At 59.5% G+C, this 22,770-nt stretch carries 29 protein-coding genes; 21 read left to right on the top strand and 8 right to left on the bottom strand.

Annotated features, from left to right (window positions below; all coding sequences use genetic code 11):
* The first annotated feature begins 113 nt into the window (after positions 1–113).
* The gene (locus P3M64_RS14340) at positions 114–563 is read left to right on the top strand and encodes a hypothetical protein (RefSeq protein WP_132938989.1); all 450 of its coding nucleotides are present in this window, start codon (positions 114–116) and stop codon (positions 561–563) included.
* A gap of 4 nt (positions 564–567) precedes the next feature.
* On the opposite strand, the gene P3M64_RS14335 is transcribed toward P3M64_RS14340, so the two are convergent.
* Positions 568–942 (bottom strand): hypothetical protein, encoded by a 375-nt coding sequence (locus tag P3M64_RS14335; RefSeq protein ID WP_276157037.1) that lies wholly within the window; start codon positions 940–942, stop codon positions 568–570.
* 336 nt (positions 943–1,278) lie between these two features.
* On the opposite strand from P3M64_RS14335, the gene P3M64_RS14330 reads away from it, so the two are divergent.
* Positions 1,279–2,229: a molybdate ABC transporter substrate-binding protein gene (locus tag P3M64_RS14330; RefSeq protein ID WP_165886307.1), complete on the top strand. Its 951-nt coding sequence runs from the start codon at positions 1,279–1,281 to the stop codon at positions 2,227–2,229.
* A gap of 52 nt (positions 2,230–2,281) precedes the next feature.
* On the opposite strand, the gene P3M64_RS14325 is transcribed toward P3M64_RS14330, so the two are convergent.
* On the bottom strand, positions 2,282–3,079 hold the full coding sequence (locus tag P3M64_RS14325; protein ID WP_165886308.1) for a division plane positioning ATPase MipZ: 798 nt from the start codon (positions 3,077–3,079) through the stop codon (positions 2,282–2,284).
* A 291-nt stretch (positions 3,080–3,370) separates the two neighbouring features.
* Between P3M64_RS14325 and P3M64_RS14320 the strand changes: the two genes are divergently transcribed.
* The 4 genes from P3M64_RS14320 to P3M64_RS14305 all read left to right on the top strand — a co-directional run bounded on the left by P3M64_RS14320 (position 3,371) and on the right by P3M64_RS14305 (position 7,667).
* A complete protein-coding gene (locus P3M64_RS14320; protein WP_132938993.1) occupies positions 3,371–3,883 on the top strand; it encodes a MarR family winged helix-turn-helix transcriptional regulator in 513 nt (170 codons plus the stop codon).
* A 4-nt stretch (positions 3,884–3,887) separates the two neighbouring features.
* Complete coding sequence (locus P3M64_RS14315) at positions 3,888–5,063, top strand: HlyD family secretion protein (RefSeq protein ID WP_132938994.1); 1,176 nt, start codon at positions 3,888–3,890, stop codon at positions 5,061–5,063.
* The gene (locus tag P3M64_RS14310; RefSeq protein WP_132938995.1) at positions 5,063–6,583 is read left to right on the top strand and encodes a DHA2 family efflux MFS transporter permease subunit; all 1,521 of its coding nucleotides are present in this window, start codon (positions 5,063–5,065) and stop codon (positions 6,581–6,583) included. Before P3M64_RS14315 ends, P3M64_RS14310 begins: the two co-directional genes overlap by 1 nt.
* 250 nt (positions 6,584–6,833) lie before the next feature.
* Positions 6,834–7,667 (top strand): hypothetical protein, encoded by an 834-nt coding sequence (locus P3M64_RS14305; protein ID WP_132938996.1) that lies wholly within the window; start codon positions 6,834–6,836, stop codon positions 7,665–7,667.
* 28 nt (positions 7,668–7,695) lie between these two features.
* Here P3M64_RS14305 and P3M64_RS14300 read toward each other — a convergent pair whose 3' ends face one another.
* From P3M64_RS14300 to P3M64_RS14285, 4 genes are all read right to left on the bottom strand, one after another.
* Positions 7,696–8,025: a TusE/DsrC/DsvC family sulfur relay protein gene (locus tag P3M64_RS14300; RefSeq protein ID WP_132938997.1), complete on the bottom strand. Its 330-nt coding sequence runs from the start codon at positions 8,023–8,025 to the stop codon at positions 7,696–7,698.
* A gap of 310 nt (positions 8,026–8,335) precedes the next feature.
* Positions 8,336–8,983: a cytochrome b/b6 domain-containing protein gene (locus tag P3M64_RS14295; RefSeq protein WP_132938998.1), complete on the bottom strand. Its 648-nt coding sequence runs from the start codon at positions 8,981–8,983 to the stop codon at positions 8,336–8,338.
* A 3-nt stretch (positions 8,984–8,986) separates the two neighbouring features.
* Positions 8,987–10,669 carry a tetrathionate reductase family octaheme c-type cytochrome gene (locus P3M64_RS14290; RefSeq protein WP_243644771.1) on the bottom strand — a complete coding sequence of 561 codons (1,683 nt, stop codon included), beginning with the start codon at positions 10,667–10,669 and terminating at the stop codon, positions 8,987–8,989.
* A 59-nt stretch (positions 10,670–10,728) separates the two neighbouring features.
* Positions 10,729–11,277 (bottom strand): DUF302 domain-containing protein, encoded by a 549-nt coding sequence (locus tag P3M64_RS14285; protein WP_132938999.1) that lies wholly within the window; start codon positions 11,275–11,277, stop codon positions 10,729–10,731.
* 208 nt (positions 11,278–11,485) lie between these two features.
* Between P3M64_RS14285 and P3M64_RS14280 the strand changes: the two genes are divergently transcribed.
* A complete protein-coding gene (locus tag P3M64_RS14280) occupies positions 11,486–12,349 on the top strand; it encodes a TlpA family protein disulfide reductase (RefSeq protein ID WP_165886309.1) in 864 nt (287 codons plus the stop codon).
* 515 nt (positions 12,350–12,864) lie between these two features.
* Here P3M64_RS14280 and P3M64_RS14275 read toward each other — a convergent pair.
* Positions 12,865–13,293 (bottom strand): helix-turn-helix domain-containing protein, encoded by a 429-nt coding sequence (locus tag P3M64_RS14275; protein WP_132939000.1) that lies wholly within the window; start codon positions 13,291–13,293, stop codon positions 12,865–12,867.
* 164 nt (positions 13,294–13,457) lie between these two features.
* On the opposite strand from P3M64_RS14275, the gene P3M64_RS14270 reads away from it, so the two are divergent.
* The gene (locus tag P3M64_RS14270) at positions 13,458–13,760 is read left to right on the top strand and encodes a helix-turn-helix domain-containing protein (RefSeq protein ID WP_132939001.1); all 303 of its coding nucleotides are present in this window, start codon (positions 13,458–13,460) and stop codon (positions 13,758–13,760) included.
* 68 nt (positions 13,761–13,828) lie between these two features.
* Here P3M64_RS14270 and P3M64_RS14265 read toward each other — a convergent pair whose 3' ends face one another.
* Positions 13,829–14,164 carry a hypothetical protein gene (locus P3M64_RS14265; protein ID WP_132939002.1) on the bottom strand — a complete coding sequence of 112 codons (336 nt, stop codon included), beginning with the start codon at positions 14,162–14,164 and terminating at the stop codon, positions 13,829–13,831.
* Between the two features lie 56 nt (positions 14,165–14,220).
* Here P3M64_RS14265 and P3M64_RS14260 point away from each other — a divergent pair, with 56 nt between their 5' ends.
* The 13 genes from P3M64_RS14260 (at position 14,221) to P3M64_RS14200 (ending at position 22,769) form a co-directional block, all read left to right on the top strand.
* On the top strand, positions 14,221–15,048 hold the full coding sequence (locus P3M64_RS14260) for a ParB/RepB/Spo0J family partition protein (protein ID WP_165886310.1): 828 nt from the start codon (positions 14,221–14,223) through the stop codon (positions 15,046–15,048).
* Positions 15,045–15,503 (top strand): DNA transposition protein, encoded by a 459-nt coding sequence (locus tag P3M64_RS14255; protein ID WP_132939004.1) that lies wholly within the window; start codon positions 15,045–15,047, stop codon positions 15,501–15,503. Before P3M64_RS14260 ends, P3M64_RS14255 begins: the two co-directional genes overlap by 4 nt.
* Positions 15,500–17,641 carry a transposase domain-containing protein gene (locus tag P3M64_RS14250; protein ID WP_132939005.1) on the top strand — a complete coding sequence of 714 codons (2,142 nt, stop codon included), beginning with the start codon at positions 15,500–15,502 and terminating at the stop codon, positions 17,639–17,641. The genes P3M64_RS14255 and P3M64_RS14250 overlap by 4 nt, the downstream gene beginning before the upstream one ends.
* A 35-nt stretch (positions 17,642–17,676) precedes the next feature.
* Positions 17,677–18,411 (top strand): AAA family ATPase, encoded by a 735-nt coding sequence (locus tag P3M64_RS14245; protein ID WP_132939006.1) that lies wholly within the window; start codon positions 17,677–17,679, stop codon positions 18,409–18,411.
* A 1-nt stretch (position 18,412) separates the two neighbouring features.
* Positions 18,413–19,042, top strand: a complete 630-nt coding sequence (locus tag P3M64_RS14240) for a hypothetical protein (protein ID WP_132939007.1) — start codon at positions 18,413–18,415, stop codon at positions 19,040–19,042.
* Complete coding sequence (locus P3M64_RS14235) at positions 19,039–19,440, top strand: transcriptional regulator (RefSeq protein ID WP_132939008.1); 402 nt, start codon at positions 19,039–19,041, stop codon at positions 19,438–19,440. Before P3M64_RS14240 ends, P3M64_RS14235 begins: the two co-directional genes overlap by 4 nt.
* Positions 19,433–19,705 (top strand): hypothetical protein, encoded by a 273-nt coding sequence (locus P3M64_RS14230; RefSeq protein WP_132939009.1) that lies wholly within the window; start codon positions 19,433–19,435, stop codon positions 19,703–19,705. The genes P3M64_RS14235 and P3M64_RS14230 overlap by 8 nt, the downstream gene beginning before the upstream one ends.
* Positions 19,705–20,229, top strand: a complete 525-nt coding sequence (locus P3M64_RS14225; RefSeq protein WP_132939010.1) for a hypothetical protein — start codon at positions 19,705–19,707, stop codon at positions 20,227–20,229. The genes P3M64_RS14230 and P3M64_RS14225 overlap by 1 nt, the downstream gene beginning before the upstream one ends.
* A 137-nt stretch (positions 20,230–20,366) precedes the next feature.
* A complete protein-coding gene (locus P3M64_RS14220; protein ID WP_132939011.1) occupies positions 20,367–20,894 on the top strand; it encodes a host-nuclease inhibitor Gam family protein in 528 nt (175 codons plus the stop codon).
* A gap of 24 nt (positions 20,895–20,918) precedes the next feature.
* Positions 20,919–21,176, top strand: coding sequence for a hypothetical protein (locus P3M64_RS14215; RefSeq protein WP_132939012.1), 258 nt, complete (start codon positions 20,919–20,921; stop codon positions 21,174–21,176).
* 2 nt (positions 21,177–21,178) lie between these two features.
* The gene (locus tag P3M64_RS14210; protein WP_132939013.1) at positions 21,179–21,805 is read left to right on the top strand and encodes a type I restriction-modification system subunit M; all 627 of its coding nucleotides are present in this window, start codon (positions 21,179–21,181) and stop codon (positions 21,803–21,805) included.
* Positions 21,802–22,506 (top strand): gp16 family protein, encoded by a 705-nt coding sequence (locus tag P3M64_RS14205; protein WP_132939014.1) that lies wholly within the window; start codon positions 21,802–21,804, stop codon positions 22,504–22,506. The genes P3M64_RS14210 and P3M64_RS14205 overlap by 4 nt, the downstream gene beginning before the upstream one ends.
* A complete protein-coding gene (locus P3M64_RS14200; RefSeq protein ID WP_132939015.1) occupies positions 22,503–22,769 on the top strand; it encodes a hypothetical protein in 267 nt (88 codons plus the stop codon). The genes P3M64_RS14205 and P3M64_RS14200 overlap by 4 nt, the downstream gene beginning before the upstream one ends.
* Position 22,770 lies beyond the last annotated feature (1 nt).

The following is a 22,770-nucleotide window of genomic DNA, read 5'->3' as shown; positions in this document are numbered from 1 at the left end:
TCTCGGGGGCCGCCGTAATTAAAAAAAAGCGCTTGGCGCGGCCCTCCGCAAGGATTACGTCTAAGAGGTAACGCACACGCATTGGGAGAATGCGACCCAAGGAGAACACGGTCATGGGAAAGCGTATCGGAGTGGCGAAAGCCGCCAAAATGCTCGGCGTATCACGCTTGGAATTGAACAAGCGCCTTCTTGCGGCGGATATTCCAACTTTTGAAGGCCAGGTCGATTTTGAAAAAGTTAAATGTATCGCACCGGCGTTGGGGTTCAAGGAAAACGCCATCAACGAACGGGTCGAATTCATCCGTAAATTCGCCGTCACCAAGCGCCACACCTCTGCGAAGAACAGCCCCCCCAGGGAACCCGCGAACATTGACGTTAACAAACTGAAGACCGACCTTATGGTCGAAATGAACACGGCGCGGCAGTATCGTCAAATTATCGAGGATGTCGCCGCCAGACTGGGCGAGATGCAGGCCTGCGAAACCGGTGAACGACGCGAACTCGCCTTCGAAATCTGCGAATGGCTGCGCGGGCGCATCAGCGAGGGGGACGCAGAAAAATAACCTCCTAACGGTGCGGGCAAATCGAACGAGTCAACGCTTCGCTTTTGGCGTTCAACTGAATCCAGACGGTGATCCCCTCGCGGTAGGCTTTTTGAATTTCGACGCCGTTCTTTGGACACGCCAGCTTGGCGACGGTGAACTGTTCCATCCGGCTCAATTTTTTAATCTGGTCAACCTGTTGCTGCGAGGGGATCAGCACATCGACGATGATCTTCTTTCCCGATTCGGCGCGCACCTCGCGCGCCACCCAGTTGCCGTTGGGCGGGTTTTCCGCGTAATAGCCTTTCAGCCATTGGGCGACCTTGCCGGCATGGGAATTTTCGCCGCAAGCGCTTAGCGTCACCGCGCAGAAGAGGGCGCCGCCCCCCGCAATCATCATTTTTACCGATCTTTCGGAAAACAGCCCCGTCTTTCGCCAAGGCTTGAGGGCAATTCGCACCACGTCAAAAATCTTCAACGCATTGTCCGCCCCATTATCCGCCCAGGGCGCGCTTTTCTGCGTGTATTTTATCTGGGGCGTATTTTTTATACATTCCCCCGCCTCCTTGTACATTTTTAACATAACCGCAAAAACTTCCCGATCGCCACAGGGAAATCCCTACTTTTAAGGAGGGTTTCACCTAATTTCATCGCGCAAAAAGTGTGTTTAAAATCTTTCTATTCTAAAAAATATACCATAAAATAGGGAGGAATAACAATGCGATGGAAATGGGTCATGCAATCTATGCTAATCGTATCGGGCATCGGCCTGGGCGCCGCAAGCGGGTGGGCCAGCAGCGCTACCGAATTGAACAAGGACTACCGCACCTATTATCAAGATGGGCGCATCGAATATGGCAACATCGGCGATTCTTATAACGCCGATCTCGTGCTTTATCTCGCCGGCAATCAGTTCATGGTGATGGATGAACTGATCAAGGATTTCATGAAAAAGCACCCCAACATCAAGACCACCTACGTCGAGACCATCCCCCCGGGACAAATTCTCAAGCAAATACTCGGGCAAGGCCAAATCAACGGCCAGAACACGGCGATGAACCCCGACGTCTACGCCAGCGTCAATTTGGGGCACCTCAAACAATTGCACGAAAAGGGGCTGATGGACCGCTACGAAATCTATACCCACAACAAACTCGCCCTGATGGTCGCGGCGGGTAACCCCAAGGGCATTGCCGGACCGAAGGATTTGGCGCGCGACGATCTGGTGCAGTCCCATCCCAACCCGATAACCGAGGGCATTTTCAAGTTCTACGGCGCACAAATGCTCAAGGATCTGGGAATTTATGAAAAAGTGACGGGCAACGCCATGTGCAAGGAATGCTGGGCGATCAAGGGGAAGACCTGGTTCACGCAACGCCACCACCGGGAAACTCCCGACCGGATCGAACAGGGGCTCGCCGATGTCGGCATCGTCTGGACAACGGAAATCATCGAAGCCAAAAAACACGACCGCAAGATCGACGGCATCGCCATTCCCGCGCCCTTGAACATGGCCGACAAAGTCGGTTATGCCGCCGGCGTCCTGAAAACCGGACGCAACCACGACAACGCCATGCACTATGTCGGCTACCTGCGCACCAAGGCGGCCCAGGACATATACGCCGAATACGGCTTCATTCCGGCCACCCGCGAAGAAACCGCCCTCAAACCCATCCCGGCGATGTAAGGCGGCGTTATTTCCTTGGATTCTTGGGGGCCGTCTTCGCGACGGCCCCCCTTCACAGGGAAATTTCAGTAAAGAGGCGGGTCACCTCATCGATCGCATTGCGCTCGGAAGGCGACAGTCCCCGCGGGGTGTTGAGTAGAGGCAGATCCATTACGCTCAAGCCCTGCATGTACAAGTCCCGATAGATCACCCTTTCCGAAAATCCGGCCACCACCTTAAACCCAAAGTGACGCGCCGCGGCGTTTAGCGCGGTCGTCACTTGACGTTTATTTTGGGTGAACAACGTCGATATCCGATTGCGCATGACCAACCATTCGAAATCCTCGGTTAGGCGAAGCCTGCCGCGCGCTCCGGTTTGCTTTAGAACCATCGCGCCGTAATGACTGGGACCGATTACCGACATGTCCTCCTGGCGAATTCGAGCCAGGACGCCGATGTCGATAAAACTGTCGTTCAGGGGTGTGATCAATGTATTGGCGTAACTGTGGGCCAGCCGGGACAAGCCGCCGTCGAAGCCGGGCGTATCGATAACGATGACATCGTACGCATCGGATATTCGTGACATCAGTTCGTGAGCGCGCTCCTCCTCCTCGAAGGCGCGCATATAGCCGTCGGCGTCGGCGCTGGGGCGTAACTGGCGAAAATCGGGCGTCGGCAGATCTATCGCCTTTTGCGCGATGACGCGACGACGGTGGATCAAAAACTGACCAAAACTGGCCTGGCGATGATCCAGATCAAGGGCATGCACACGATACCCCATCATGGAAAAATACACGGCCACATGGATGGCGGTCGTGGTCTTACCACTTCCCCCTTTTTCGTTTCCCACGACGATAATGTGCGCACTCACGATAATGGTCCAAACTTCAAAAATCACGCGCCTCGCCGCATGCGCCCCATACAAGAAAAGAACCCCACCAAAACAAGGAATGCAGGTCCAACGTTCGCATGACGGTCACCCGGTGGCGTCGCAAAGGTTAAGCCCTAACCCAATGTCGCGCAACGGCGCACGAAAGACGCCCCTGCGGGCGTGAGCGCGCCCCCTCCCAAGAAAGACGCACCCCCAATTTCGTTCAAAATGATATTACCCGAAAAAAATATAGTATACATGCTTATAATATGTATGTATATTATAAGCACAATGTCCAATACACACATCCCCGAACGCAGCCTTGGCTTTATGATTAACGACGTCGCCCGCCTCATGCGGCGCAACTTCAACCGTCGTGTTCAAAAGCTGGGGTTGTCCCAGTCCCAATGGAAGGCGCTGTCGCACTTGGCCCGTAACGAGGGCGCCAGCCAAGCCTTCCTCGCCGACGTCATGGAAGTTCAGCCGATCACCCTGGCGCGCTTGATTGACCGCATGGTCGCCGCGGGCTGGGTCGAACGGGTTCCTAACCCTTCGGACCGCCGGGCCGTGCGGCTGTACATCACGGACAAGGCGCGTCCCTTTTTGGAGAAAATGCGCGTCCTGGCTGCGGAAACGCGCGAAGAAACCCTTCAGGGATTGGCTCCGCCCCTCCGGGAACAGTTGTTCGCAATACTGGAAAAAATGAAGTGCAATCTCATCGCGCAAGAAAACCCGCCCGCGCCGTCCTCCGGACAAGCGCCCGAACGCGCCCCTAAAAATAACACCAAAAATCAAGGCCAATAACCATATGACCACGAATCCCACGTCCGACTCCCCTTCGGCGACGTCTCCACGAAATGCCCCGAGCGCCGATCTCGCAGGGGATGAGGCGGCGACACAGACCCAGGCCAAGCCTTCGTCCAAGCGGCGTATTTTCAGGCGTATCGCATTATACCTTATTCCCGCGATCGTGATTGTGGGCGGGGTGTCCTTCTATTTTTCCCAGGGCCGCTATATCAGCACCGAAAACGCCTATATCAAAGCCGATAAAGTCGATATCAGCACACAGGTCTCCGGCCCCCTGCTTTCCGTCAACGTCCGCGAAAACCAGGACGTTAAAAAGGGCGATATTCTGTTTCGCATCGACCCCGCGCCGTTCAAGGTCGCCCTTGAGCGCAGCGAAGCCGAACTGGCTCGGGCGCGCAGCGCCATCGCGACGCTAAGGGCCGATTATCAGCGCATGGAGGCCGAACGCAAACTGGCCCAGGTTAATCTTGCTTACGCCCGAAAGGTCTTCGATCGCCAATCCCGCCTCGCCAAGACCAATGTGGTCTCGGTGACGGCGCTGGACGCCGCGCGCCATGACCTAAACGTCGCCCGGCAGCAACGCGACGTCGTCAAACAGCAAGAGGCGGGCATTGTCGCCAGTCTGAACGGCGACCCGAAGACCCCGACCGAGAACATTCCCAGCTTTCAAGCGGCCCGGGCCGCCCGCGATCAAGCCGCTCTGGAATTGAGCCATACCGATGTCAAGGCCCCGTTCGACGGCATCGCGAGCCAAGTCCCCCAAGTCGGTCAGTTCGTCGCCACCGGGACCCCCGTCATGAGCCTGATCTCAAGGCGCAACGTGTGGGTCGAGGCGAATTTCAAGGAAACCGACCTGACCAACGTTCACGCGCTTCAACCGGCGACGATCACCATCGACACCTATCCCGGGCGCACCTGGAAGGCCCGGGTGCAAAGCATCAGCCCGGGCACGGGGGCGGTGTATTCCGTTCTTCCGGCGCAAAACGCCACCGGCAACTGGGTCAAGGTGGTGCAGCGCATCGCGGTGCGCATCGCTCTTCTGCCCGAGACGGGCGCCCCACCGCTGCGCGCCGGCATGAGCGCCGTCGTCACCATCGACACCGGCGTGCGACGCACCCTGGGCTCGTTGTTGAGCGATCTTGGGCTGACGTCGAACAAGCGGGCGGACCGGTCGTAATGTCCGTCGCCACCCGCCTCGCCCCGAATGGAGAGCCGTCGCGCCCCCTGATCACCATATCGATCATGTTGGCCACCGTGATGCAGGTCATCGACACCACGATCGCCAACGTCGCCCTGCCCCATATGCAAGGCAGCCTTTCGGCGACCCAAGACCAAATCGCGTGGGTGTTGACCTCCTATATCGTGGCGGCGGCGATCATGACCCCACCAACGGGGTTTTTGGCGGCGCGGTTCGGGCGTAAGCGCATATTCCTGGCCGCCGTCGCCGGGTTCACTGTCGCCTCTATGCTGTGCGGCATGGCTACATCGCTTACGGAAATCGTTTTCTTCCGCCTGCTGCAAGGGGTGTTCGGCGCCAGCCTCGTCCCCCTGTCGCAGGCGGTTCTTCTGGACACCTACCCGCGTGAGCGCCACGGCTCCGCTATGGCGATTTGGGGCATGGGGATCATGGTCGGCCCGATTTTAGGGCCGACCCTGGGCGGATATCTCACCGAATTTTACAATTGGCGCAGCGTCTTCTTCATCAATCTTCCGTTCGGCATTCTGGCGTTTCTCGGCATCCTGACGTTCGTTCCCGAAACCGGACAGAACCGCACCCGACCCTTCGATTGGTACGGCTTCGCTTTGCTCAGCACCGCCATCGGCGCCCTGCAGCTCATGCTTGATCGTGGCGTCTCGCAAGATTGGTTTTCCTCCGGGGAAATCATCATCGAAACGTTCCTCGCCGCCATCTGTTTTTACATGTTCGTCGTTCACATTTTGACCGCCGACAGACCATTCCTCGAACCGGGCCTGTTCCGCGATCGCAATCTGGTCTCCGGGCTGTTCTTCATTTTCGTGATCGGCATCGTTCTCCTGGCGACAATAGCCCTGCTGCCGCCGTTCCTTCAAACCTTGATGGGCTATCCGGTGCTGACCATCGGCCTCGTCCTGGCCCCCCGCGGGATCGGCACGATGGTTGCGATGATGATCGTCGGGCGCATCATCGCGCGCGTCGATCCGCGTTACTTGATCGGTCTCGGGCTTACTTTGACGTCGTTTTCCCTTTGGGAAATGGCCGCCTTCAACATGGATATCGGCGCTTGGGATGTCGTTCGCACGGGGCTCGTCCAAGGTTTTGGCCTGGGCTTCGTCTTCGTTCCCCTAAGCACCCTGACGTTCGCCACCTTACAGCCCCATTACCGCAACGAGGGCACGGCGTTGTTCAGCCTGGTGCGCAACCTGGGCAGCAGCATCGGTATCTCCATCGTCGTCAGTCAGTTGGCCCGCAACACGCAAATCAACCACGCCGTGATCGGAGAGTCCGTTACCGCCTTCAACCCCGCGCTAAAATGGGCCAACACCGCGCATTTTTGGAATCTGGATACATTGCGGGGGTTGCTCGCCCTCAATGGGGAAGTCACTCGACAGGCCTTGACGATCGCTTACCTTAACGATTTTAAATTGATGATGTTCGTCACCCTCATGGTTTTTCCGGTCTTGTTTTTGTTACGCAACCCCAAACACAAACCGGAGTGATCGCGCCGACAAAACCGGTGCGCGCATGGGGAAAATTCGTGCTTTTCCCCCTCGACGGTTGACACCGGCATGGGGAAACATCCATCTTCTTTACGGAACCTCACCCGGATGGGAATAACCGCAAGGCCGCCGAAGTATCCCTGAACGCGGAAAGACGATGGATCGACAAAACATAAATTTCTTTCGCGGCGCGGCGGGACCCGTTCGCCCCGTTTCCTTCTTTTTTTACCATATTCCCAAATGCGGCGGCATGAGCATTCATACGCTGGCCAAGACCTGTTGGGAACAAATGGCGAAACATGAAAGGTTCGCCGAACCGCTCGTCGAACGGGCCGACGACAAAGCCTCCGAGGCGCGTCTTAGAGGTCGCTCCTATGCGCTGATATCCTCCCATTTACCCTACGGGGTACACGCCCGGTTAATGGGCGCCCCCCTCCTTCTTACCGTGCTCCGCGATCCCGTGAGCAGGGTGCGCTCGGCCTACGCCTACCACTGCATGCACCACGGCGAAACGGTCGATCCGATCGGATTGGAGAAATTCGCGCGCCGGAAAGAAAACCGGAACACAATGACCCGGTTGCTGTCCGGCCTTGACGCCGGCGAAGAGGTCGATCCGGCGGCGCACGAACAAGCGCGAGAAAACCTCACGCAGAACTTCGCTCTGTTCGCCACGACAAAAGATATCCCGGCGCTTTGTGAAACCGTTTTGCAGGCATGCGCCTTGCCCAACGTCATTGCGCCGCACATAAACAAAACACCCGCCGAATATGGCATCGACGCAAGCGCGTTCACCGAAGAGATTAACGCCTGCAACTCCTATGATGCGCGCCTCTTTCAATACGTAAGCACGCATAAAAAGTGTGCGCTGAACGCGACCGACGGCGGCCAACCAACGGCCCGGGAACACCCGTTCACGGTCATACTCGTCGAGCAACGCCACGGGGAGGAAATGATCGCCAAGGGCTTCATGGTTCCCACCGCGTTCCTACGGGAAATCAAGCTCCTGGGGGAGGACGCCACCATCGATGATGATATCTACCGCGACTTTATCCGTTCCGTGCAGGCTCAGGGCGCCTTGGATTGACCCCCCTGCCCCCGCGACGGTTTCCCGATCAATACCCGCCCTTGCGTTTGGTTTCGGGGAGTCCGGCGATTTTGGCCGCCTGCTTGGACGGCTGCATCGGAAACAGCTCGTACAGTCCCTTGGTGGAAAATTTCTCCCCCCATTTTTCCGACATCGCCTTGACCATGGCCCGTTCATTGGGTTGATGCTGGTTATTGGAAAAATATTCGTCGCGCAAAAAATTGATGACGTCCCACTGCCGCGCGTTCAATGGCGCCAAGTCTTCGACCGCTGCGATTTCTCCGGCGATATCCTCGCTCCAATCGGATGTATCGAGCAGATACCCATTTTCACTTTGTTCCAAGTTTGCATAACTCATTTGTCTTTATCTCCCTTGCCCTTATTCTCAATCTACGCTCCCTTATCCGACCGCCGGTCGGCGTGGCGCTTTATACATTAGAGAAAATACATATAAACGAGTCGGGGTTCGTTTTCTAGAACTCTCTCCACCATAACGATAAAGCGACCTCGGAACGCAAACACGGGACGCTCCAACGCATTTTACCGCCTTGAAACGCCCCGTATTTTAAGAGCAACCAGGAAACACACCCGAAAGACCGATTATTCGCGCCGCCTCTCCGGCGTCCTTGTGCTCTTCCCCCCTTAGTCCACGATGGTTTTCAGCCCCCTTAAACCGACGGCTCGCGAGAGGGTGCGCCCTTGGCGTCTTCTTCGCGGTCGCCGTCATCGACCTCCTCGTATCCGGTGATCATCGCCTTGATATGGGATGTCGCAGTATGCCCCGTCGTCGCGAAGTAAATGTGCACGATGAAGAAGATCACCATCAGGAAGGCGGCGAATAGGTGAACCATGGCGACATCGCCCAAATGCAGCCACCCCAAGCCCAGCGCCTCCCACTGCGGGTAATACAGATAAAGCAATCCACTGATCCAGATCAGAGGATTGATCAGCAACTTGACGAACAGGTAAGCCAAGCGCTGCAACGGGTTATGCTTGGTCAATTGGGTCTGACGGAAGGGATGAGGGGCGTGGGTGAAGATGCCGGTCACGTAGTAGCGCATCATCGCCAGCAGATTTTCCGTGGTCGGAATGTACTGTTTCCATTCGCCGGTCGTGAAGTGCCAGAAAATGGCGAACACCCACAACCCGATCAGGAACCACGCCGCCGTGGTATGCGTGCTTTGCGCCGTCTCGTAGCCGAGCCAATGGTACGTGCCGTGGATTTCAAACCCCGTCACCCCCATGGTGACGATGAGAAGGGCCTGCGACCAGTGCCAAAAGCGTTCGAACCGTTTGAAGATATAGATCCGTTGCATGACTTAGCCCTCCTTCCGATGCATCCAGTAACGCAGAGCCCCATGGCCGAGCACGCCCAGCAGGGTCAGACCGGCGATCGTCCAGGCGATGGTGTCCAAAAGTCCGAAGCGGTCGCGACCGGGGATATAAAGGCCCGGGACGTCTTTCAGCCGGCTGTTCAGGCTGTGGCAGGATTCGCACGCCAGCGCATCCTCCTTGGGCGCGACCATATGCGTGATCGGCCAGGACATTTCGGTCCTCACGAACCCCATTTTTCCGCTATAGGTGGCGCCCACGGCCTCCATGCCCGCCGTCAACGCCTTGTCCCAATTGAAGTTGGTCCAATAGGCGCTGTCGTCGGCGCCAAAGGTGTGCACCACCGCCAGCGTTTGCAGACCCTTGTCATAGGCCTGCTTGCCACGCATCACCTTAAACGGCCAGATGCGTGAATTGGGGTCATTGGCGCTGCCGCCGTATTTATTGATCGGAACGACCTCGTCGCCGGTGACCTTGTCGCCGAACAGGGTGAACTTGACGTTGCCGTCGAACCAGCGGTATTCCGGGACCACATTGGCGCCCCAAGCGAAATCCCCCTTCATACCGTTGTAGATAACCTCACCTTTGGCGTTTTTGATTACCAAGGGCTTGCCGTCGGGGGTCAATTTTCCGGCGGTTGACCAGTCCCACCACATCTTGGTGGGATATCCGCCGCGGGCGAATTCCGGAATATGACAAGTCTGACAGGCGACACGATCGGTATGGTCGTTCAGTTTCGGATTGGCCGTGGCCGGATGGGGCCTCGCGCCATGGCACGATTCGCAGGTCGCCCGGCTGCCGTCGGTTCGCCCGGGAACGTCGATGCCGGACATATCCTTGGCGTTGGCGGTATAGCGGCTACCCTGCACCAAGTGTTTTTCCCCGCCATGACATTTCGAGCAGGTGAAATTCAATTTCTGCGGGCTCATATGGACATCCAGGTAGCGCCCGGGATTAATCAGCGAGACGTCCAGATCGCCGTGTTTGACGGCGTTTCCGCCGCCGCCCAGGAAGTGGCACATACCGCAACTGCGCCGGCTGGTGGGGCCGACGTGTTGCGCGATGTCGGCGAGATTGAGCGGCTGGATGAAGCGTCCGCTCTTGGCCGGCCATTCACTGGGCGTGTAGGCCGGATGCCCCGCCCCGGCGGGGAATTTACGATATTTCGATGTGCCGTCGTGACACACCAGGCAGTCTACGTTTTCCTGCTTGGCGAAGTCGAACTTGCCGTCCTTCCAGCCATAACCGATGTGGCAACTGGTGCAGCGCGGCTCGTTCGACACCACGGAACCGCAGAAATTGTTAATGATGTTCTTCTTGCCCAGGCGCTGGCCGGAGCGTTCGTTGACCACGTCCCAATTCCAGTGCTTGGTCTTGTGGACCTGTTTGGCGGCCTCGGTATGGCACTTCAGGCACGCCTTGGTGACGTCCGGTCCGGTGGCGAAGGGACCTTTGAGTTCCTCGAACTTGCTGTGATCGGCGGTGGACGATATGGCTTTGATCTTCGCCATCGTCGTTGATTGCGCCGCCGCGTCGTCCGACGCCCGCGCCACCTCGCACGGCGTCACCGCCGAGAGGGCCACCGCGCCCGTGAGAACAAGAATTCCGCTCAAGACGACCTTAGGAACTCCTGCCCATAGCCCTTGGGCTATTTTGAATACCTTGATCATTTTAATCCCCTACGTTTTCCCTGGAAGACCCTGGCGCGCAAAAGGTCGAGCGGCTGCGATCAGCAGCCCCCCAAATCCTTGATGCCGCCCTGACCGGATCCGCCGCTTCCACCGGGGCTCTTGCGAATAAGCGCCGGAGCGGGCTTGCTCGGATCGAAGGTAATGAATTTTTGCTGGTCGGCGGCGACCTTGCCCATGACCTCGGAAACCAGAGGTCCGAACAATTTGCCCATCAGACCGGAATTCAAAAGGCCGATGTAGGTTTTGCCGTCACCGCCTTCGTAGACGGTGATCGTGCACGGCATCAAAATCGAGAGAATGCGCGTGCCGTCATTCTTGAGCAGAGGCTTTGAGTAATCGGGATTGCAGGCTTCCACCAGAAGAACGTTGGGCACGGTGGCGCCCAGATGGCGGATGGTGTTCGACGGACTACGCAGCCCCGAAAGGGACCATCCCGCCTCTTTGATGTTGTGTTGAATTCGGGCCGCGGTTTCTTCCACGCCATAGGGGCTTGGATACGCCTGTATCATCAACTGGCCCGCGAATTGCCACGCCAAGATCGCAACGAACGCGATCCCGGCGAGAAAGCTTGAGAGGATCTTCAGCATGGCGATGCTCCTCTTCACTAGGATAGGCTTGATCCCTATATATTAGAGTGAGATAATATAAGTAACGCCTAATGAATGCAAGCTAATTCATTGATTTCATTAATTTATCAAAAGATAATTTCCACAAAAAATTAGTAGAATCCGAATGCTGGAGCATATCTTTTAAACTCTCTTTTCGAACCCTCCGGGCGCTGTGGGAGACGCTGCAATGATTGAAAAAATATCGCGATTCGCTATTTTGTTCTTAGCGGCGCCATGGTGCGCCCTCACCGCCTCCGCCCAGGGCGCCAGTCTCGACAAGGGGGCCGTGTTAACCCACTTCGACCAAGCCGCCCGAGACGGCTATCGGGCCTATTCCGCTGCGCCCGCGAACCGCGCCTTCGCCATCGCGCCCGGCGGCGCCTGGGCCTGGGTTTCCGGCGCCGACTTGCAGGAACAAGCCGAAATTCAGGCCCTCGACGCCTGCCGCGCGCACACCGAACAGCCTTGCCAACTCTATAGCGTCAACGACCAGGTGGTGTTCGACGCGGCGGCATGGTCGGCGTCTTGGGATCTGCATATGAGCGCCGCTGCCGCCACCGAGGCGCCAATGGGAACGGGACGCGGCCAGCGCTTTCCCGATCTCGCCTTAAAGGCGCCGGATGGTCGCAAGGTCGCACTTTCGGCCCTGCGCGGCAAACCCGTGGTGGTCCATTTCTGGGGCAGTTGGTGCCCGCCCTGCCAGGTGGAATTCCCAGACCTGCAAAAATTTTACAATGCGTTGACGAAAGACGACAGCGCCGCCTTCGTCCTGGTTCAAGGGCACGAGCCCATCGCCAAATCTCGGCGTTGGGCGCAAAGGCGCGGCTTCACCATGCCCCTTTACGACTCGGGGCAAAAAGGGCGCGGAAACGACACCTTCACCCTGGCCGACGGCACCGTGCTCAACGACCGCCGCTTGGCCGGCGTTTACCCGACCACCTACGTCCTCGACGCCAACGGCTTGGTGGTTTTCCGCTTGGATGGGCCGGGCAAGGAATGGGAACAATATGAAGGCATGATCCGCCATATCGCCGCCGAAGGCGCGAGGTGACGCCACGGCGATTGTGAGGGGACACTTGTTATTGGAGTAGGCGGGAAATAGAGGGAAATAGGGGGAAATTGTGGGATGGCCCTTGTGAACCGTCGGTTTCAGGCGTCAAGCGAAGAAAATTTCGCCGGGCGTTTTGTTTTTAGAGTGCGGCCCAAAAAAGGGTTTTTCGACACTTCGTTTTAGAGTTAGTACTTGTAAGGTGGCAGGCTGGCGAGGAGGGCGCGTCGGCGAGCGACATGCGCTGGTTCGTCATGGGCGGATTGGCCACTACTGACGCCATGTATGGCCTCGCAACTCATTTTTTTGTATATATTATATATAGTTACAGTTACCGGGACGTAAACGGTTACTTTATATGATCGGCCCTTAGCAAGGTGCTCGTCGCTATTTTCAAAAAGGCTTTTGCCTTTTAAGTTATCATTGTGGCCACACGCGTGGTTAACAACTCTTCTCAGCCTATCCTCAAACTCCATAACCACCCCACTCATATCAGCTACCTATAATGGTTGATGGTATCAGCACTTCTTCTTTTCCTCCAAGCCCTTTTCATAAATTATCATTAATATTTTTGCCTTGTATTCAGGCGTAAATCCCTGATTCCCAAACATTTCCTCGGCAATTTTATAGCTCACCTCAAGAACATCAGCATCCAATATGTCCGTCGGCTCCGTTACGTTCTTCGGTCCTTGACCTGTCGCAATCCAGTCGAGGGACACCCCGCATGTCTGAGCGATCTTTGAGAGGCTGACGATTTTGGGCTCAGTTGTTGCCGTTGTGTAGTTTCCAACCGTACGCAATGGAACACCGCTTTTTTCAGCAACGACGGCATTTCCCCCAGAATCTCGAATTACAGAACGGATTCGCTCCGCGATTTCGGACTTTAAGTCTGAAACTCCGAAATCTTCTCTGGAGTTATTTTTCTGTTGCGGAGTTTGGCTAACCATTTAAAAACACCGAATAATTTACAAAAAAAGCCGTATACATCATTTTTTAAACACCGAAAAACCGATAACGGCTTTACAAAACACTGAATATGGCTAAACTTGGTCCACATATTGACCAACTAGACCTTTAAAAAAGCGGCTCCCGCCGCATCTATGGGCACCCAATGGCCAAACAAAAAGACACGCACTGGTGGGACGTAAAAGCGGCCCTTGGCAAAAAGGGCATTAGCTTGTCCGAAGTCGCCCTCCGCCACGGCGTTAGCACGGCCGCAATCGCCAAGATCAAGCGTGTTCCCAACGCCCGTCTGCAATCGGCCATCGCCGAAGTCCTCGGCGCCGCGCCGCAAGACATCTGGCCGTCGCGCTATTACGTCTCCAGCGGCAGGCCTGTCCGTCCTTCCACCTGGTTGAGGAAGAATAACAGGACCATGCGCCGCGCACATGTAAAAAAATCGGAGGCCGCCTGACATGATGAATACCCCCTTTTCTGACCGCGATGCCGCCAAGGCCCATGCCCGGGCGCGCCGGGAATATTTCAACCAAGTATGTCAGTCTCGGTCCGCCGCTCCTGGTCCCATGGGTCAGGCCCATTTTGGCCGCGCTGAAGCCAGTCGTCGCGTTCGGCATATGTTACGCGGGTTGGCGGCCCGTCTTCGTCCTGGAGGTCTGCGATGACCTCAGTGCGCAATAAAGCCTTTGCAACGTCCTCGCGGGTGAGGAGACCTTTGGCCTCCAGCGTCACCACGATCTCTCGCAATGCGGTCTCGACCACGCCGAGGGCATCAAAGCCAGCTGGATTCATTTTTGCCTCCTGTTCTTCCGGTTTGTTAGCAGTTTCCCCGAGCATAGGAGACGGGGCGCCGTCCGTCACGCATGTGCTTCCTTGCCGATATGCTGGCGGCGCCCATCTTTTTGAGGAAACTCAGAATGCTCATTAAAATGATCGACATCGACAGCATCGAGGTTAAAAACCGTCTACGGCCGGTCACACTGAGCGCCGTCAAGGGGCTGGCCGAGGACATCGCCCAGCGCGGCTTACGCCAACCGATTGAGGTCGCGGCGCAAAGTGGCGGAAATAAATATCGCCTGGTCGCCGGCGCGCACCGATTGGAAGCGTGCAAGTCCGCTGGATTAACGGAGATTGCAGCCGTTGTCATTGTCGGCCCCGCCGCGGCGTTGCGCCGTCATGAGATTTTGGAAAACATTACGCGAAACGACTTAAGCAAGTTGGAGCGCGCACAGTTTTTGGCCGAACTGAAGCGCCTTTATCAGGTAGAAAACCCTCACGCCCGCCACGGCGGAGACCGCACAAATGAGCAAGATGCCACTGTTGGCAACTTGAACGATTGGTACGCAGAGGTCGCCACACGTTCGGAGCGCGCCGGCCGGACCATCCAGCGTGAAGCGTCCATCGGCGAACACTTGACGGCCGCCGCCGCCGCCGCGTTGCGAGGGTCCGATTTCGAGGACAACCAAAAAGAACTTTACGCTCTATCGCGGCTTCCCTTCGAAAAACAAGACGCGGTCGCCCAACGCCTGACCGCCCCGGAAGGCGCGGCGAGAACCGTCGCCCAGGCGGTCAAGATCATCGATGGCCACGTCGATCGCGCCGCCGCCGGCGACCCGTCTGAAAAAGCCCTCAACAAACTGAAAGAAACATGGTCCCGGGCCGACGCCAAGGCGCGCCGGCTGTTCGTTGAGCATCTGATCGATGAAGGCAGTCTCTCCGCAGACTGCACCAAGGGGGTGAAATGACCCGGCGCGACGGCCTGACCCTGGACCTTTTGAGTTGGGAACCGCCGACTTTGATTGAGCGGTTCGACGATGCGAGGGTCCGCACCGCGACATTGCGCTCGCGCATCGCTCGCGCGGTGGCCGAGACCCTGAAAGGCTCCGACATCCCCCGCGCCGACATCGCCGCCGCCATGAGCGACTGGCTGGGCGAGGACGTCAGCAAGGCCATGCTTGACGCTTATGCCAGCGAGGCGCGCGAAGATCATACCATCCCGTTTTTGCGTCTACTGGCGATGGTCCACGTCACCGGCGACGTGCGGTTGTTGCAAATGGGCGCGGAATTGTTTGCCCACAGCGTTGTGGACGACAAATATTTGCCGTGGGTCGAGGTCGGCCAACTCGCGGACCGCAAGGAAGACATCGATAAAGCATTCGAATACGCGCGCCGATCGGCGCGGCGGGGGGTCAAGCGATGAAAGAATGGTTCACCGCCGCCGATCTCGCCGCCCGCGCGCTGCCCGGATTGCCCGCGACAGATCGTGGCGTGCAAAGCCTTGCCCAACGCGAGGCCTGGGGCGATCGTAAAAACATGGCGGGCGGGGCGCTGGCCCGCAAGCGCGCCGGGCGGGGCGGTGGCGTTGAATATCATTACACCCTTTTGCCCGCCGCTGCGCAGGCCAAGATCATGATTGATCTGGCCCCGGAAAAGGCGAAAAAATCGGCCGCGCGGGACGAGACGTCCACCGCCGCCGCGTGGGCGTTTTACGAAAGCCTTCCCGATGCCCGAAAGGAAAAAACGATCGCGCGACTGGCGATTATCGAGGAGGTCAATGGGCTTTATCGTGGCGGACTGACCAAGAACCTGGCGGTCGTCACGGTGGGCAAGCGCCACGGGGTGACGCCGGCGACGATATATAATTGGTTCGGCTTGATCGCGGGCGTGGCGCGCGCCGACTGGCTGCCCGCCCTGGCCCCGCGCCACACCGGGCGGACGAAAACCGCCGCGTGCGATGAGGCGGCGTGGGAAATGGTCAAGTCCGATTACCTGCGCGCCGAGCGCCCGACCTTTGAGAGCTGTTATCGCCGCCTTAAAAGTGCCGCCGCCGCTCACGGTTGGGCCGTGCCATCGTCGCGGGCGTTGGAGCGCCGGATGGAGCGCGAGATCGCCGCGCCGGTCAAAATCCTCGCCCGCCGCGGCGTCGATACGCTGAAGGCGATGTACCCCGCGCAGCAGCGCGACCGGTCCGTTTTCCACGCGCTCGAAGCGGTCAACGCCGACGGACATAAATGGGACGTGTGGGTCAAATGGCCAGACGAAGACAAGCCCATGCGCCCGATGATGGTGGCCATCCAAGACCTTTATTCCGGCATGTTTTTGGGCTGGCGCATCGATAAATCGGAAAACCGCGAATCCGTGCGCCTGGCGATCGGCGACGTGGTCGAGGTTTACGGAATCCCCGGACACATTTATTTGGACAATGGGCGCGGTTTCGCCGCGAAGTGGCTGACTGGCGGAATCCCGAACAGGTATCGATTTAAAGTCAAAGACGAGGAGCCGGTCGGCATCCTCACCCAGTTGGGGGTCGAGGTCCATTGGACGAACCCCTATTCCGGCCAATCGAAACCCATCGAACGGGCGTTTCGGGACTTTTGCAACGATATCGCCAAACATCCCGCCTTCGCCGGTGCTTGGACCGGCAACACGCCGCTAAATAAGCCGGAAAATTATGGGTCGAAGGCGATCCCGATCGATGATTTCGTGCGCGTCGTCGCCGAAGGGATCGACGAGCACAACACCCGCACCGGGCGTCGCGCCACCGTCTGCAACGGGCGGTCTTTCGTGCAAACGTTCGCGCCGTCGTACGTCACCGCGCCGATTAAAAAAGCGACCGAGGAACAAAAACGCCTGTGGCTTTTGGCCGCCGAGGGGATCACCGCCGCCCGGCGCGACGGCGGACTGACCTTGATGGGCAACCGCTATTGGGGCGACTTTCTGCACGGTCACCGGGGTCAAAAACTGGTGGTGCGTTTCGACCCCGACAATCTGCACGACGGTCTACACGTCTATCGGCTTGACGGGTCGTATTTGGGTTTCGCCGACGTGATCGAAGATACCGGATTCAACGATGCCGCCGCCGCCCGTGATCACGGTCGCACCCGTCGCGCCTTTATCAAAAACACCAAGGTCCTGCTTGACCAGCACGTCAAGCTGACGGGCCGGGAGATCGCCGCCGGGCTGCCGACGCCCGAAAACCTACCTCCGCTGGAAAGTAAGGTCGTGCGCATGGCCGCCCAGCCCGGTTACGAGCCCTTGATGAAGCGCCCAAACGGACCGGAACCCGTCACGTTAAGCCCTGATGAGGAAGCCGAAGCCGCCCGCATCATCGCCGAAATGAACGGCGAGGACGCGCCCGGCGCCGAAATCGTCGCCCTTCCGGTATCGCCAGGACAGCGGCCCGATTTCAAAACCGACGAGGATTACGCGCACTGGGTTTTGGATAACCCAGAACTTGCGGATGAGGCGGATCGCGCCCGGGTTGGAGAACTGATGAACAACCCGTCGTTCCGCCTGTTGATGGGCGCTGAAGCCCAAGAAAAAAGCCGCCACGCCTGAGCGCGCAACGGCTTTGGTCGTCAAAAGGATGGGACATGCACAGGAATAAATTTGTTCACACGTCAAATGTAAAACGATTCCTCTTGGGGTTGTCGGAGCTCAACGAGCGCGGCGCGCCCGAAGCGTCGATCCTACTCCTGGAAGGCAACGCCGGCCTGGGCAAAAGCCGCACCGCAGAATGGTGGTCGATGCAACAAGACGCAATTTTCATCCGCCTGAAAGCGGCCTGCACGCCGCACTGGATGCTGACTGACCTGGTCAAGGAGCTGGGCGAGCAAGCCCCGGCGCATAGTTGCGAAAATCTCTACAATCAGGCCGCCGGAGTGTTGGCCAAAGACCCGCGGCCAATCGTTGTCGATGAGGTCGAGGCGGGCCTGAAAAACATCAAGGTGCTCGAAACCGTCCGCGACCTTTCCGATCTGGTCGAAATCCCGGTCGTTTTCGTCGGTCGTGAGTTTGTTTGGGGTGAATTGAAGAAAAAGCAGCACTTTCGCACCCGGGTCGGTGCGCATGCGTCATTTTTTCAGTGCACGTTCGATGACGTGCGGCTGTGCTTTGACGAACTTTGCGAGGTTCGGGTCGATGATAGCATCGTCGAAAAGACGCATACACAATCGGACGGCTATATCCGCGAGATCGTCAACGCGGTGGCAAATATTGAACGCATCGCCAAGCGCAAACGTCTAGATCTGGTGACCTCAGATGACGTCGATGGCGTCGATCTGGTGCGCGGGTTCCAACGTCCCGGCAAGATCAAGCGGGTGGCGTGACATGGCCAGCCTCACCAATCAGCTTTTCGAACGGATGCCGCCGCCGGGCGCGCCGGTGACCATCGCCGAGATGGCCGCCGCCCTGGCGCAGCCCAACCGAAAGGTGGTGTATGCGATGGACAAATTGCGCATCCAAGGCTTCGCGCAGCGCCTGCAAACGGGCTGCTATCAGCTGACCGAAAACGGGCTCGAGGCCCGCGCCGCCGGCAAGCGCGTGACGTCCGGCCCCAACGGTCCGTTGACGGGGCAAAAACGTGGCGGCAAAAAAACCCTGAACGCCAAGGTGTGGAAGGCGCTGCGCGCCCGGGGCAAGGCGACGCTGGACGATCTGATGCAACTGATCGACGATCGCACCCTGAAGGACCCGCGCGCATCGGCGCAGCGCTACCTTTGGACGCTCGCCCAGGCGGGTTATGTCCGCCCGCTGAAAAACCGCCGCCCGGGCACCGCGCCGACATCCAACGGATTTAAGGTATACGTCCTTTTGCCGGGCATGAACACCGGCCCGATGGCCCCGCTCTACAGTCACAAGCACCGCGCAGTTGTCGATTTTAACGTGATCGACCCCGCCACCGGCGCGCCTCAAAAAATCATCATCGCGGCGAAAAACCGCGAAGGCGGCGCGCGATGAGCCGCACCGGGAACACCCGCGACACCCGCAGCAACGTCGAAAAGGCCCGCGCCTCTTGGGGCGACCCTTTGCCCGACTGGGTGCTGGCGCTGGCCGATGAATGCGACGCCACCAGCCAGGGGAAAACCGGGCCGAAGATTGGCTACAAGGGCGCGGCGGTCGTTTGCGCCGTGCTGGGCAACAATTATCGCGGCGACCTCGCGTGTGTTGAAGACGCGGTGCGCGGCGCACTAATGGCCGTCACCGTCGCTTGTCCGGTGGACGGCGAGATCGCCAAGAACCTGTGCATCAAAAACCAACGTATGAAACTGACCACCACCAGCAACCGGCGCATCCGCCTCTACCGCGCGTGTCGCGGCGGCTGCGTCCATTCCAGGCATGGAGGGAAAAATGCTTAGCATCGACCTTAAAAATTTCGCCGACAGTCTCGGCAAGTATTCCGACACGGGGATAGAAATTTCCGGCGTGGGAATTTTGGCGATCGTCGAAACGGTCAAGTCCTTCGCCGATCAGGCCCGCGCGCTGGAGTCCAGCACCGCCCACCGGGTGGTCGATTTCGCCGCCGCGCGCGCCCGGCGCGACGGCGCCGCGGGGGCGCGGACGCAGGGCCTTAAAGCCCCCGCCGGCGTCGATGGCGATCCCGATCCGAAAGGGGCGGCGTGATGAACGCCCTGGAGACCCGCGTCGCCCTGGCGACCCTGCCCACGATCAAGCGCGCGGTCGCCCGCGAATTTTGCGTTCACGATCGCGCGCTGGACGCTAAATGGGGCGGTCGTCAAGCCGTCCGCGCGCGCTGGGTCGCCATCCACCTGGCCTGTCGCGTGATCGGCCTTCAGGCCGCCTTGGTCGCCGCGGCCTTCGGCTGCTCGGCGGCGACAGTCTACAGGACGAACCAGTGCATCGCGGAGATGCGGCGCGAGGCGGACACTACGGCGCAGATACGAAAACTGACCGATTTCACCCGCGCTGCGATCGCCCGCGCCCGTCGTTTCGCCGCCTTCGCCCGCCCGCCCGAAGAAGTCGCCCCCACCGACGACGACGCCATGGACGGCGCGCCGGAAACCCTGCGCACATGTCTTAAGTGCCGCAAGGCGTTCGCCGCCGACGGTCCGTTTAACCGCATCTGCCCCCCCTGCGCGCGTGTCAACGCGAACGCATCGGGCTCGCTTGGGGGGCTATATTTATGATCCGCCGCCGCGCCCGCGCGCGCCTCAAAAACCGCTTCATCCGCCCCGTTTTGGGCCTGATCGCGGTCCCGATAATGGCCCTTATACGGGTCCTTATCGACCCCCTTAAAAGACCGTTTTGACAAGGAGCCCGAACCATGGCGAAAACAGCCCGCATCAAACAAGCCGCCACGGCGCCCGTCCCGCAAAACGAGGCCGACGTCAACGCCGCGATCCGCAAAATCGGCGATCTGCAACGCGTGCAGGACGGCCTGAAAAACGCGATGGACGGCGAGATCGCCACCGTCAAGGCGGGCTACGAGGCCCCGCTGGCGCTGGCCGCCGCCGATCTTGAAACCCTCGCCCAGGGCGTGCGCACCTGGTGCGCCGCCAACCGCGACGGACTGACCGGTGGCGGCAAGGTCAAGACCGCGCGCTTTTTGGCCGGCGAGGTGTCCTGGCGCACCCGTCCGCCCAAGGTCACCGTGCGCGGCGTGGTCGCCGTGATCGACCGGCTGACCGACCTCGGACTGACCCGGTTTATCCGCACCAAGCGCGAAGTTGACAAAGACGCCATGCGCGCCGACCCCATCGTCGCCGCCGCCGTCGAGGGCGTCAAAATCGCCTCGGGCGGCGAGGACTTTGTCATCAAGCCGGACGAAACCAAGCTGGAAGAAATCATCTGACATTCCCCGGACAGGAGATCCCCGATGACCGCCCGATCGCCCGAACTGATGCAGGCCGCCCTGATCGATCTTCTGATCGCCGCCGCGCCGTTTCGCTCCGGGCGCGGGCTATCGGTTCCCCGCACGCGGCTCGGTTGCGCCATCGCCCGCGCCCGGCGCGCGCTGGACGCCGCCGCGCTGGACGGCGTCGCCGCCGACTGGAACGGCCTTAAACGCCTGGCGGCCGAGGCCGACGCCGAAGCCCAAAACCGCCCCGGCTACCGCGCCGATCTGGAGGGATAGCCATGGACGAGACACTTTTCCCCCACCTTTGCGCCGCGCCCGCGCCGGGTTTCGCCACCCTCGCCGATCAGGCCGCGGCGGCCGAGGCATGGGAGACGCCGCGCTGGGCCATCGCGGCTATTCTCGACGTCGAAATCATGACCGCCGCCATCCTCGACCCGTGCTGCGGCGCCGGCGCGTTGACCGTGGCGGCTGAGGACTACGGCTATGAGGTTCTCGCCATGGACCTCTACGATTGGGGCTTTTCCGCCCGCACCGGCGTCGATTTTTTAACCCTCAAGACCGCCGATCTTCCCGAACGATTTCAAGGCGGCGACTTCACCGTCCTGATGAACCCGCCGTTCAGCCGGGCGTGCGAATTCGTCGATCGGGCGCACGCCCTGGGCGCACGAAAGATCGTCTGCTTCCAGCGTCTCGCCTGGCGCGAAAGCGGGCGTCGCCGCGCCTGGTGGGACGCCCGGCCGCCCGCGCGCGTCTGGCTGTGCGGCGATCGCGCCCACACCTGGCTGTTCACCATCCCGCCCCAAGACCGCAAGGGCGGGCGCTTCATGCCCACGGCTTGGTTTGTTTGGGAGCGTGGGCATAAAGGCGCCGAAATCGGCGGCACGATTTGGAGGAATAAATCATGACGGCCCATCGCAAATACAAAACCACCCCGGTGCGCCGGGGGATGATCGCCAAGATCAAGATCGCGCAAAAGCAACTGGGCTGGTCCGACGACGCGTATCGCGACGTCTTGGCGCTGCGTTTTTCCGGGCGGCGATCGGCGACGCAACTCAACATCGGCGAGTTGGAAAACCTAATCGCCCACATGAAAGACGCCGGCTTCCGCCCCAAAAAGGCCGCCCCCAAACGGGCGGGCGTCCGCCCGCTGGCGGGCGGCGAGGAGGCGGCGAAAATGCGCGCCTTGTGGCTATCGCTCTATCACCTCGGCGTCGTGCGCGACCCGGCCGAACGCGCCCTGGCGCACTTCGCCCGCCGCCTGACCGGCAAGGAGGCCCTCCAATGGATGGACCCGTGCGAAACGGTCAAGGTGATCGAGGCGCTGAAGGCGATGGCGACCCGCCAGGGCGGCGTCGATTGGTCGCCGATCGCGGCGATCCCCACACCGCTTAACAACCCCCGCGCGCGCGTGATCGAGGCGCAGTGGCGCATCCTTTCCGCGCGGGGCGCGGTCGCGGACGGCAGCGACGCACTGCCGTTTTACGCCGCGAAAATCCTCGGCGAATGCCCGCCGATACCCTTGATCAATCTCACCGTCCGCGCCGCCGACCGCGTCATCGAGATTTTAGGCAAAAAAATCCGCGCCGCGAAGGGGGGTAAGCCATGACCGCCTCCGACCCCGCGCATCACCGCGCCGCTTGCGCGCGGCATGTCCGCCGCCGCGCCCGCCAGCGGGGCGTCGTCATTCGCGGCGACGGGATCGTGCGCCTGGAAGCCGCGATCGAGCGCCTGCGCCCGGCGTTCGAAACGCCGGACAGGCACCGCTTTTGGCTCACCGTCAAACGCCCCGGCCGGCGCATGCGGGTGCTGTACGACACCCGCCTGCACTGCCTGGTCACCGTTTGGCGTCTGCGCAATGGGGGTCTTTAAT

The organism is Varunaivibrio sulfuroxidans, assembly GCF_029318635.1.
GTDB lineage: Bacteria > Pseudomonadota > Alphaproteobacteria > Rhodospirillales > Magnetovibrionaceae > Varunaivibrio > Varunaivibrio sulfuroxidans.
Note: the sequence above shows the minus strand (reverse complement) of the source record. Positions and strands in the feature narration are given on the sequence as shown.